Source organism: Salinimicrobium soli, from assembly GCF_048323655.1.
GTDB lineage: Bacteria > Bacteroidota > Bacteroidia > Flavobacteriales > Flavobacteriaceae > Salinimicrobium > Salinimicrobium soli.
This window is the reverse complement of sequence record NZ_JBLUWW010000003.1, coordinates 455,187-466,949: the sequence shown is the minus strand read 5'-3', so window position 1 is coordinate 466,949 and position 11,763 is coordinate 455,187. Positions and strand designations below refer to the sequence as shown.

Annotated in this window: 13 protein-coding genes; all 13 read right to left on the bottom strand. The window is 39.2% G+C overall.

What is annotated here, in order from left to right:
* Positions 1-166: 166 nt before the first annotated feature.
* A complete protein-coding gene (gene rffA, locus ACNORC_RS11515) occupies positions 167-1,309 on the bottom strand; it encodes a dTDP-4-amino-4,6-dideoxygalactose transaminase (RefSeq protein ID WP_418335792.1) in 1,143 nt (380 codons plus the stop codon).
* Between the two features lie 55 nt (positions 1,310-1,364).
* Positions 1,365-1,526 (bottom strand): hypothetical protein, encoded by a 162-nt coding sequence (locus ACNORC_RS11510; RefSeq protein ID WP_418335791.1) that lies wholly within the window; start codon positions 1,524-1,526, stop codon positions 1,365-1,367.
* An 11-nt stretch (positions 1,527-1,537) separates the two neighbouring features.
* Positions 1,538-2,797: a sulfate adenylyltransferase subunit 1 gene (locus ACNORC_RS11505; RefSeq protein WP_418336165.1), complete on the bottom strand. Its 1,260-nt coding sequence runs from the start codon at positions 2,795-2,797 to the stop codon at positions 1,538-1,540.
* A 1-nt stretch (position 2,798) separates the two neighbouring features.
* Positions 2,799-3,704, bottom strand: a complete 906-nt coding sequence (cysD, locus tag ACNORC_RS11500; RefSeq protein ID WP_418335790.1) for a sulfate adenylyltransferase subunit CysD — start codon at positions 3,702-3,704, stop codon at positions 2,799-2,801.
* The gene (cysC, locus tag ACNORC_RS11495) at positions 3,697-4,293 is read right to left on the bottom strand and encodes an adenylyl-sulfate kinase (RefSeq protein ID WP_418335789.1); all 597 of its coding nucleotides are present in this window, start codon (positions 4,291-4,293) and stop codon (positions 3,697-3,699) included. Before cysC ends, cysD begins: the two co-directional genes overlap by 8 nt.
* Before the next feature lie 14 nt (positions 4,294-4,307).
* Positions 4,308-4,760 carry a DUF2061 domain-containing protein gene (locus ACNORC_RS11490; RefSeq protein WP_418335788.1) on the bottom strand — a complete coding sequence of 151 codons (453 nt, stop codon included), beginning with the start codon at positions 4,758-4,760 and terminating at the stop codon, positions 4,308-4,310.
* Complete coding sequence (cysQ, locus tag ACNORC_RS11485) at positions 4,750-5,553, bottom strand: 3'(2'),5'-bisphosphate nucleotidase CysQ (RefSeq protein ID WP_418335787.1); 804 nt, start codon at positions 5,551-5,553, stop codon at positions 4,750-4,752. The genes ACNORC_RS11490 and cysQ overlap by 11 nt, the downstream gene beginning before the upstream one ends.
* Positions 5,554-5,629: 76 nt before the next feature.
* The gene (locus ACNORC_RS11480) at positions 5,630-7,024 is read right to left on the bottom strand and encodes a UDP-glucose 6-dehydrogenase (RefSeq protein ID WP_418335786.1); all 1,395 of its coding nucleotides are present in this window, start codon (positions 7,022-7,024) and stop codon (positions 5,630-5,632) included.
* Between the two features lie 73 nt (positions 7,025-7,097).
* Positions 7,098-7,466, bottom strand: a complete 369-nt coding sequence (locus tag ACNORC_RS11475; RefSeq protein ID WP_418335785.1) for a four helix bundle protein — start codon at positions 7,464-7,466, stop codon at positions 7,098-7,100.
* Between the two features lie 60 nt (positions 7,467-7,526).
* Positions 7,527-8,807, bottom strand: coding sequence for a nucleotide sugar dehydrogenase (locus tag ACNORC_RS11470; protein ID WP_418335784.1), 1,281 nt, complete (start codon positions 8,805-8,807; stop codon positions 7,527-7,529).
* Positions 8,808-8,881: 74 nt separating this feature from the next.
* Positions 8,882-9,601: a GNAT family N-acetyltransferase gene (locus ACNORC_RS11465; RefSeq protein WP_418335783.1), complete on the bottom strand. Its 720-nt coding sequence runs from the start codon at positions 9,599-9,601 to the stop codon at positions 8,882-8,884.
* 56 nt (positions 9,602-9,657) lie between these two features.
* Positions 9,658-10,662, bottom strand: coding sequence for an SDR family oxidoreductase (locus ACNORC_RS11460; RefSeq protein WP_418335782.1), 1,005 nt, complete (start codon positions 10,660-10,662; stop codon positions 9,658-9,660).
* A gap of 84 nt (positions 10,663-10,746) precedes the next feature.
* Positions 10,747-11,754, bottom strand: a complete 1,008-nt coding sequence (locus ACNORC_RS11455) for a LacI family DNA-binding transcriptional regulator (RefSeq protein ID WP_418335781.1) — start codon at positions 11,752-11,754, stop codon at positions 10,747-10,749.
* Between the last annotated feature and the right edge of the window lie 9 nt (positions 11,755-11,763).

Below are 11,763 nucleotides of genomic sequence, written 5' to 3'. Positions count from 1 at the left end.
AGAGGAAACATCTTGTTGAAATTACTTACAAAGTTAAAATTGCACTACTGGAAAGGTATTAAAGAAAGGTTAAAGAAAAGGAAGAAAGCCTTTTTCCTATGATTCCCAAAACACACTGCACTGAAAACATGATTCTTACAAGTAAAATAATGACTCCACTTATTTTTTAGAATTGAGTTTTCACAATTTCAGTTATATGTTGTATTTCATTTTTGCTCAAAGTGTAATAAAACGGTAGGCGAAGTAAGTTTTCGGAGTATCTATCAGCTTCAGGCAGAATACGACCGTCGTGTTTAGAATTAAAAAAAGGACTCTTATGGAGACTTAAATAATGAAAAACAGCTAGAATGTTTTTCTCCTTCAATCGATCAATTATTTTTTGCCGTTGGTTTTCTGACTTTAAAACCAGATAGAACATGTGTCCATTTCTGGTAGTATATTGAAGTTGTATAGGTAGATTTATTTTTTTTTCAAAAGCCCAATTTTCAAATTTTTCATAGTAAGTGTTCCAGTGATTTAGGCGCACCTTCTGAATATCCTGAAGATTTTCTAATTGTGCCCACAGAAAGGCAGCTAGAATTTCCGAAGGCGCGTATGAGCTCCCTAAATCCAACCACTCATATTTTTTCACTTCCTGCCTAAATAAGGAAGAACGATTAGTCCCCTTTTCCCATATTATTTCTGCACGGTTCAGGTATTGTGAATCATTAATGACCAACATTCCTCCTTCCCCAGAAGTAATGTTTTTTGTCTCATGAAAAGAAAAAGTAGCAAAATGACCTATTGATCCCAATGCTTTTTTAACTCCGTCTTTACCAATATAGAAACTGTCTATAGCATGCGCAGCATCTTCTACAACGATTAACTGATATTTTGCTGCCAGAGCCATTATTTTATCCATGTCACAGGCAACTCCGCCATAATGAACCGGAACAATGACTTTAGTTTTGTTAGTGATAAGATCTTCTATTTTATCTTCATCAATTCCTGGGTGGTCTTTTCGACTGTCTACAAAAATAAGTTTAGCCCCACGTAAGGCAAAAGCATTTGCAGTACTTACAAAGGTGTAGGAAGGAAGAATCACCTCATCCCCCGGTTTAATAGAGATCAGAAGGGTTGCCATTTCTAACGCGTCTGTACAGGATGTAGTCAGGAAACATTTTCCAAACTTGTATCTTTTCTGAAAAAAATTCTGACATAATTGGGTATACTTCCCATTAGATGAAATTTTTCCCTCACGAACAGCGTCTTGAACGTAAGATAATTCGTTTCCTGTGAGATATGGCTTATTAAAAGGAATCCAATCCATTAATACATTATTTTTAGTTCATCTTTTTTCCAGAGATAATTAATATAGTGTGAATTTAGATCAGTACATCTGAAGCCATTTCTTTTGTGACCGACTTCTCGAGCCAAATATTATACATCTCATAAACTTTTGATTTCTGAATTTTTTCATCAAAATAGAACCTACTACTTTCTGCTACCCTTTGAGAAAGCTCATATAATTTTTCTGACGTCTTCATTGCACATGAAATCAACCTATTACCATTCCTGCCGCAACAGTTTCATTCGTACTTTCATCTATAAGGATGATACCTCCTGTGCTTCGGTTTTCTCTGTAGGAATCCAGCATGATGGGTCGGTTACATCTTAACCTGACTCTTGAAATATCATTCATTTTCAAGATTTTGTCATCACTCAACCTTTCATAGGTATTGATGTCAACCTTATAAAGAACTTCCTTGATCAATGCCCGCTGCTCATTGGAGGTGTGCATAATGATATATTTCGCCCTGGGTTTAGCAGGTAGATCATTCAACCAGCAAAGCATTACGTCAAATTCCTGAGTGGGCTCCGGCTGATTATTTATCCGCACTATCATATCACCACGGCTTATATCTATTTCATCTTCAAGGGTCATTGCCACCGACATTGGAGCATATGCCTCTTGCAGTTCAGTCTCCCCTGCATTAATAGATTTTATCCTCGAACTAAAACCCGAAGGTAACACAGCGACTTCATCTCCCACCCGATAGATCCCACTGGACACTCTTCCCGCATATCCCCTATAATCACGGTGTTGCTCGCTTTGTGGACGAATGACCGTCTGAACAGCAAATCGCGCATCAATTTTATTGATATCACTACTAATATGAAGGGTTTCCAAAATATTCAGCAAAGTCCCACCCTGATACCATTCCATGTTCTCCGATCTATTGACGACGTTATCTCCTTCTAAAGCGCTGATAGGAATGAAACGTACATCCTTCATTAGTAGTTTTGATGAAAACTCCTCAAACTGCCCAATAATTTCACTAAATTTTTCTTCGGAATAATTCACCAGGTCCATTTTGTTTATACATACTATGAGATGTGGGATATTCAGCAAAGAAGCGATAAAAGAATGCCTTTTTGTTTGTTCGATAACTCCGTGGCGGGCGTCAATCAAAATTACGGCAGCATTTGCTGTAGATGCCCCGGTTACCATGTTCCTGGTATACTGAATATGTCCCGGGGTATCTGCTATGATAAATTTTCTTTTGGGAGTAGTAAAATAACGGTAGGCTACATCAATAGTTATCCCCTGCTCTCTTTCATCCCTTAGACCATCTGTAAACAAAGCCAGATCAACACCATTGTGCCCTTTTTTGGCGCTTGTAGCACTAACTGATTCAAGCTGATCTTCAAATATTGATTTCGAATCGTAGAGAAGCCTACCAATCAACGTACTCTTACCATCGTCGACACTTCCCGCTGTCGTAAATCTTAATAATTGGTTGTTGTATATTTCCATGTTAAAAATATCCTTGCTTTTTTCGATCTTCCATTGCCGTTTCACTCCTTTTGTCATCAGAACGATCACCTCTTTCTGTCTTTCTCATAGCCGAAACTTCCTCAACTATTTTCTCCAAAGTATCTGCATCAGATTCTATTCCGCCGGTGATGGTGATGTCTCCAAGGGTTCGAAAACGTATTTTCTTCTTATAGGTTTTTTCCCCCTGTTCAAGTCTCAAAAATTCGGAAACAGGTATCCAGGAATTGTTCCTCCATACTACTTCCCTTTCATGAGCGACATAGAGAGAAGGAATTTTGATATTCTCACGTTTGATATAATTCCAAACATCCATCTCAGTCCAGTTACTAATAGGAAAAGCCCTGAAATGCTCTCCTTCAAAATGTTTTCCGTTAAGCAGGTTCCATAGCTCGGGGCGCTGATTCTTGGGATCCCACTCTCCAAAATCGTTTCTATGTGAAAAAAAACGCTCTTTTGCCCTTGCTTTTTCTTCATCCCTTCTTCCTCCACCAATGGCGCAATCAATTTTATGCTCTTCAATCGTATCAAGGAGGGTGGTGATCTGCAAGGAATTCCTAGTAGCATTTTTTCCTTTTTCCTCTGCTACCCTTCCATTATTTATAGACTCCTGAACGAAACCCACTATTAAATTAACCCCCAATTCATTCACCAGATCATCTCTGAACTTAATAGTTTCAGGAAAATTATGGCCGGTATCAACATGAAGAAGGGAAAACGGTATTTTTGCCGGATAAAAGGCTTTTTTAGCAAGGTGAGTAACCAGAATAGAATCCTTTCCACCTGAAAAAAGGATTACGGGATTTTCAAATTGAGCCCAGACCTCTCTTAGTATAAAAATAGCTTCAGATTCCAGTTCATCCAGATAATTCAGAAAATATTTACTCATTAAATTTTATCTTTTGCTGCAGCAAATCAAAAAGCCGTTCTACTGCTTCCTCTGCAGATTCTTCTATTGTTTTAATCTCAAAATCAGGATTCTCAGGAGCTTCATAAGGAGAACTTATTCCCGTAAAATTATCAATTTCACCTGCCCTGGCTTTTTTATAGAACCCTTTTGTATCCCTTTTTTCACAAACAGAAAGAGGGGTATTAACAAACACTTCCAGGAAATTTTCTTTCCCTAAAATTTCTCTGGCCTGGTCGCGATCCTCTTTTAGAGGTGAGATAAAGGCTGTTATAGTTACCATTCCGGCGTCTAAGAATAGTTTTGCGACTTCTGCTATTCGCCTGTTATTTTCAAAACGATCTTCACGGCTAAAACCTAAACCTTTGTTTAAACCGCTGCGAATATTGTCTCCATCTAAAGAATAAGTGTTTATATCTTCCTCAAAAAGACGCTTTTCGAGTTTGTTTGCAATTGTAGATTTTCCTGATCCGGAAAGACCTGTAAACCAAATCACTAAAGATCTATGCCTATTTTTTTTATTGCGATCCTCTTTAGATATAGTGTAATCGTGTTTTACAATGTTCGCCATTTTATCTTTTTTTATCAAAGGATACTGATATTCGAGCTTCGGCCATTCCTTTTATCTGCAATCCCATAATCGATCCTGTACCACATTCTTTCATGAAGATAGTATAACACCATTTTGGTTATGACCTCAGCCAAACCTATTTTTAGACCGGTGGTCGGATTTCCAGTTATAATCCATGCAAGGATCATAGTATCAAGTGTCCCTACTATTCTCCAGGAAATTGCTTTTATGCCATGACGTTTTCTACTGTTCCATTTACCCGATGGAATTGACAATTCTCCTTTGAACCATAGCCTTTCGTGTAAATAATATAAGATCATCTTGGTAATCACTTCTGCCAGACCAATTTTAAACCCGGTAAAGGCATTTCCTGAAATAAGCCATGCGAGAAGTATGGTATCGACAGTACCTACAACCCTCCAAGTAATCGCCTTGGCAATATGTCTTTTATGAGACTTATCCTTCATAAGAAACACAAAAATTACCATTCCGTAAATTTTCCCGGTTATAGGTTATTCGGGCTCCGGTATCGGAATACTTACAAGATACCCCTACGGCCTGACAAATAGCCTGACCTGCCGCGGTATCCCATTCCATTGTTGGTGCAAAGCGGGGGTAATAGTGAGCCTCACCTTCTGCCAACAGACAAAATTTTAATGAACTCCCTTTGGAAACTATTGTTATATTATTCCCATGAACTTTTTTTAGATCTTCTATGAATCCCAGGGTGTCATCATTCATATGTGAACGACTACCAACGACCTTTACTCCCTTACCGGGTTTTGTCGGTCTTATCTCCAGGGCATGTTCTAAGGTGTGGTCCACATCCCAGTCTTCCGGATCAATTTTGTATTTATAAGCTTTTTCTTCTGAAACTAATGAAAAATACAAATCTCTGAGAGCAGGAGCATAAATCACCCCGAGTACAGGCAAACCTTCTTCCACCAACGCAATGTTGACCGTAAATTCGTCATTTCTTTTAATAAACTCCTTGGTACCGTCTAAGGGATCAACAATCCAGCACTTAGCCCATTGTTTTCTTTCGCTGAAACTAATTTGTTGATTTTCTTCACTAATAATAGGAATATCGTGAGGAATCAGCAGGTTGTTGATAATTTCATTTGCCCTTTTATCTGCTATAGTCAATGGAGAATTGTCCTCCTTATTTTCAATCTCAAAATCATCTTCTCCGTAGATTTTCATTATAGCCTTTCCGGCAATAACAGATGCTTCTATTGCTGTGGACAAATATTTTTTCACAAGTTAAAGATATTGAAAGTATCAGAAAAGCAGGAACCTTTTCCTGAGTTTTGAATCCAATAAAAGAGAAATTCGTTTAATTTCCTATCGCATAAAAATCAAAACCAATTTTTTTCTTCGTTTTTGGCTCGAGCAACCTTCTGCCATCAAACAAGAAAGCCGGTTTCAACATATCGTCATAGATCTTTTGCCAATCCAGTTCCTTGAATTCATCCCACTCGGTTACCACTGCAATGGCATGAGCTTTATGGCAGGCTTCCATGGGATCATTCACGACTGTTACGGCCTGCCGGTTAGCGTCTCCGCTCCTGCTACCTAAGTAGTCCAGATCTGAATATATTTGCTCTTCCGTAACCTTTGGATCATATACCACTATCTCGGCCTGTTCGTTCAGCAGGTAATCTGCCACATGAATCGCAGCCGATTCCCGGGTGTCGTTAGTATCTTTTTTAAATGCCCATCCCAGTAACGCGATCTTCTTTCCTGCAACAGTATTGTACATCCTCCTCACCATGTTGGCTGCAAAGCGCTTTTTCTGATGGTCATTCATTAGGATCACCTGCTCCCAGTAATCTGCCACCTCCTGCAGATTAAAGCTGCGGGCAATGTATACCAGGTTCAAAATATCCTTTTGAAAACATGATCCACCGAAGCCTACTGAGGCCTTTAAAAATTTTGGGCCTATCCTGCTATCCATTCCCACTGCCTTGGCCACTTCATTGACGTCGGCGCCGGTCTGTTCACAAAGCTCAGAAATGGCATTAATGGAAGAAACCCGCTGCGCAAGAAAAGCATTGGCAGTAAGCTTCGAAAGTTCAGAGGACCAAACATTTGTGGTAAGTATCCGTTCCCGGGGAACCCAGGAAGCGTAAATATTTACTAATGCATCTATTGCCTCTCTTCCTTCTTCAGAATCTATATCTCCACCTATCAGTACTCGATCCGGATTTCGAAGATCTTCTACAGCAGTTCCTTCAGCAAGGAATTCCGGATTTGAAAGTATTTGATATTTAACTCCGTTTCCGGTACTGTCAAGGATCTCTTTTAAAGCCGCCGCTGTACGCACAGGTAAAGTGGACTTCTCTATAACGATCTTATCTGATTTAGAAACTTCGGCAATCTGACGGGCACAGAGTTCGATCCACTTAAGATCTGCCGCCATTCCTTTTCCAACTCCGTAAGTCTTGGTTGGGGTATTGACTGAGATAAATATCATATCTGCCTCATCGATGGCCTTATCAACATCAGTAGAAAAAAAGAGGTTTCTACCCCTTGCTTCTTTTACAATTTCAGAGAGCCCCGGCTCGTAAATAGGAATTTTCTCTACATCCGGATCATTCCACTGTTTTATTCTTTTTTCATTGATATCTACAACTGTTACTTTTACTCCGGGACATTTTTGGGCTATTACAGCCATAGTAGGACCTCCCACGTAGCCGGCTCCGATGCAGCAAATATTTTTTATTCTCATGTTTCGTTAGTTCGTGAATTCGTTCGTTAGTGAATTCGTTTGTTTTCGGAATTGATGAACCTAGTTCAATATATTATTCATTTGATTTTCTTAAATATCTTATATAGCCGTTAATCACCTGCAAACAGCGGGTGGTCTCGTTCCGGATTTCTTTCAAGGTCTCTTCAGAAATGTAGTCCCAAGATCTGGCGTCAATAGCGTGATCCAAAATTTCCGCTACAGAACCACGAGCATTAACTAAAAATTTTATGTTATCCTTATAATGGAATCTGCCCCAACCTTCGGCAATGTTGGCTGTGGTTGATCGGGAAGCTCTCAATATCTGAGTGTATAAATCGTATCGTTCTGAGGCGGGTAGTTTAGGAAGAACATTTTCTTTTAAGAATATTTTCAATTCCTTACATCTTTGCCAACATTCCAGACTCTCAAAATTATCAGCCATTACTCTTCTTTACAATTTCAAGTCACGAATTAACGAATCCCGAATCACAGATTAACGATATTACAGCTTTTTATCACACCTATCCCCCAACACTCCTTTGACATCATAGATCACCGTTTTTCCATTTTTCAAAACTTCCAGATCCATGTCAAGAAATTCTTTATGGGCAACAGCCAGGACAACTGAATCGAATTTTTCGGTTGGTAATTCTTTTACTGTGGTTAAACCATATTCATGTAGTACTTCATCTGGATCAGCAAGTGGATCATAGATCGTGACCTCGGTTCCGTACTCTTTCAAATGTTTGACTACATCAACAACCTTAGTGTTTCGAACATCCGGACAGTTTTCTTTAAAAGTAATTCCAAGCACCAGAACTTTGGAGCCTTTTACCTTCATGTCATTTTTGAGCATTAACTTTACAACCTCACTGCTCACATACTGGCCCATACTGTCATTCATGCGTCTTCCGGCAAGAATGATCTCCGGATGATAACCAATCTCCTGAGCTTTTTGTGCAAGGTAGTAAGGATCTACTCCAATACAATGCCCACCAACAAGTCCGGGTTTAAAAGGAAGAAAATTCCATTTGGTTCCGGCTGCTTCCAAGACATCCTGGGTGTCAATATCCATCATATTAAAGATCTTCGCCAGTTCATTGACGAAGGCGATATTGATATCTCTTTGAGAATTCTCAATCACCTTTGCTGCCTCAGCAACTTTAATAGTGGGAGCAAGATGTGTACCGGCGGTTATAACAGAAGCATAGAGGTCATTAACTTTTTCACCAATCTCAGGAGTTGAGCCCGCAGTTACCTTCAGGATCTTCTCCACGGTATGTTCCTTGTCTCCCGGATTAATCCGCTCCGGAGAATATCCGACAAAAAAGTCCTCATTAAATTTAAGTCCGCTAGTCTTTTCCAGTACAGGAACGCACTCATCTTCTGTTACTCCCGGGTATACTGTAGACTCATATATGACAATATCACCTTTTTTTAGAACCTTTCCAACAGACTCGCTACTCTTAAAAAGTGGTGTAAGGTCTGGCCTGTTATTTTTATCTACCGGGGTCGGGACTGTAATCACATAATAATTACAATCCTTAATATCCTGCAGATCTGAACTGCAAAACAACCCATTCTCTTCGGAAGGAGCTTCTTTTAAAACAGACCGAAGGACTTCATTTTCCACCTCAAGGGTAGTATCTTTTCCTTGTCGCAGTTCCTCTATCCTTCGTTGGTTAATATCAAATCCCACAACGGTATATTTGGTAGCAAATAACCTTGCTAATGGAAGGCCCACATACCCCAAGCCTATTACTGCTATTTTGTTTTTTTCCATTCTAGTTTATGAGGTTGTTTAACAACCTTTTTTAATATTGTTTGAATTAATTTGACCTATTTCTTAACGAATAACTATTTTTCCCAAAGGTGATATACATATTCAACGGGCTTAATTTGAAATCCATGTCTTCTAAAAATAGTAAGAGCAGCTCTATTTTCAGCCTGAGTAGCACTTATGTAAGAAGAACAACCATTTTTGTATAACACTGCATCAGCTGCCTTCATAAGAGCAAAAGATACTCCTTTGCCTTCAGCCTCACGCTTAACGGCAAACAAAGGAGTCTTCCCCAGGGGTGGATTGATTACAAGTGTCACCATTCCTAAAATCTTATCTTCGTTTTTATATACCAATATTTCCGATGCCATCTCTTTTTGAACTGATTTAATCATCCAGCTTTTGTAGAGCTCTCGAACTTTTTCTTTGGGAATATTAGGATCGAAACTGAATCTGGACCACTCTCCTGCACGATATGCCAGATTCAGGAGCTCCTCATTTGGAAGTGAACCTCTATAAAAGCTTATGTTATCAGGCAAAATTGTTTCATGAAGAAGATCTTTTTGAATAGGTGTTTTTTTAAGAATTAAATTAAAATTATAAAACTCGCTTTTCGTTTCTTGTAGTAGCTCATTCGAATAATAATAAACAAGCTTTACTTTATTTTCAGCTAATTCCTTCAGCAGATTTTCTGGATTATTGAACGTGAAGAAATTTTTTTGTATTTCCCCAATCCTGATACCGAAAAAGCTTGAATCCCACTCTAATTTTCTAAAAGGCTTGTCAAAATTATTCACTGAATAATAATCAAATTTTTAAATTCCATTTACAAATAAATCAGATCTATTCACCGTCATACCCAACCCAAGTTTTGCCAGTACCACTTTACAGCCTCTTCCAGGCCGTCTTCTATTTTATATTCAGGTTCGTATCCCATTAGCTCTTTCGCTTTATCTACTGAGGCCAGGGAATGAGGAATATCTCCTGCCCTGTTTGGCCCGTGCTTCACTTCTACTTCAGCAATTTCAGGATCATACTGAGAGAGGTACTTCTTAAGAAGTTGGGTAAGTTCCTTAAGATTTGTCCTGTCACCTACTGCAGTATTATATACTTGATTTAGTGCATGGTCATTTTGGGTCGTGAGAGCCAACAGGTTCATCTGTATCACATTGTCGATATAAGTGAAATCCCTGGAATAAGTCCCATCTCCATTAATTACCGGACTCTCATGCTTCATAAATTGCATCACAAACTTTGGGATTACCGCCGCATAGGCTCCATTAGGATCCTGTTTTCTTCCGAAGACATTAAAATACCGCAGTCCTATAGTATCAAGGCCGTATGTTTTATGAAAAATATCTGCGTATAATTCATTTACATATTTTGTTATAGCATATGGGGAAAGAGGTTTTCCTATTTTATCTTCTACTTTTGGTAAGGCTTCGGAATCTCCATAAGTGGAGGAACTGGCTGCATACACAAAACGTTTTACTCCGGCATCTCTTGCTGCCACCAGCATGTTCAAAAATCCTGAAATATTTACGTCATTACTGGTAATTGGATCATTAATAGATCGGGGAACAGATCCCAATGCCGCCTGGTGAAGAATAAAATCCACTCCCGAAGCAGCCTTTTGACAATCTTCAAGACTTCTTATATCGCCTTCGATCAGAGTGAATTTTGGATGATCCAAAAAGGCTGAAAGATTTTCTCTTTTTCCGGTTGCAAAATTATCGAGACAAATGACTGTTGCTCCAAGGTGGAGAAGAGTTTCGCAGAGGTTGGAGCCTATGAAACCCGCACCACCTGTAACCAGTACTTTTGAAGAACTGAGCAATTCAAAATTCTTGCTGTTCATTTAAATTTATTTGGGGATTTTACTAATTGTTGCCAAAGATAAAATTTCCGCATAGGGCAATTCCTAAATTCCTCTTAAAGGTGTTTATACTGTATTGGTTGATTCCAAATGCACCAGCTCTGTGGATACAACTTCTTCCACACCTTTTCCTTCTTTCTTCCCCTTTATCCTCATTAGCAGCTGTTCCATCGCCTTTTCACCGATCTTTTCAGGATTTTGATTTACATAAGTAATTGAGGGAGTCAGGTATTCTGCAACCTCTTTATTAATAAACCCGATCAATTTCAAATCTTTTGGAATTGAGATCCCGTTCTCATAGGCGACCCGGTAAGCCATCATGGTACTTTCAAAATCACTGCACAACAAGGCTTCCACCCTATCCTTCACAAGGATCTTTTCTGTCTTTTCCCGAAGGCTTTCTGTCTTAGCCGAATTCGCTATAAAGAAATCCTCTTCAGAATGTAAGGCCGATTTATATCCTTCAATCCTGCGCTTACCTACACCCATATGATGTATGGAAGTAGCCAATCCAATTCTTTTGACCCCGGAGGTTTGCAATAACCTGGTAGCGTCAAAAAAGATCTTTTTATCATCAATTCCTACCTTATCTACAGGAACGTCAATGTCTGTGCGATCGTACAACACAACAGGAATATTGAAATGCACGATATTCTGAATATGTTCAAAATCCTTCTTTCGCTGGGTCTCTTCGGCAACCGCAATAAGAACCCCATCCACATACCCGGATGTCAGCAATTCGGATATTTGCTTTTCCCTTTCATAAGATTCATTGGAGATATAAGTAATAACCTGCAAACCTTCTTTCTGAGCCTGAGCTTCAATTCCTGAAAGTACACTGGCAAAAAAGGAATTGGAGATATTCGGAATTATTACACCAATGGTCCCACTCTTACTGCTTTTGAGATTCACTGCTGTTGGGTTGGGCCGGTACTTGTGCAGGGCTGCCAGCTCCTTTACCCGCTGAATGGTCTTCGGACTAATCTCCGGACTATCGTTTAAAGCTTTAGAAACAGTGGAAACAGACACGTTCAATAACTTGGCTAGTTCCTTTAAAGTAATTCTGCTTTTCATGGAGTATAT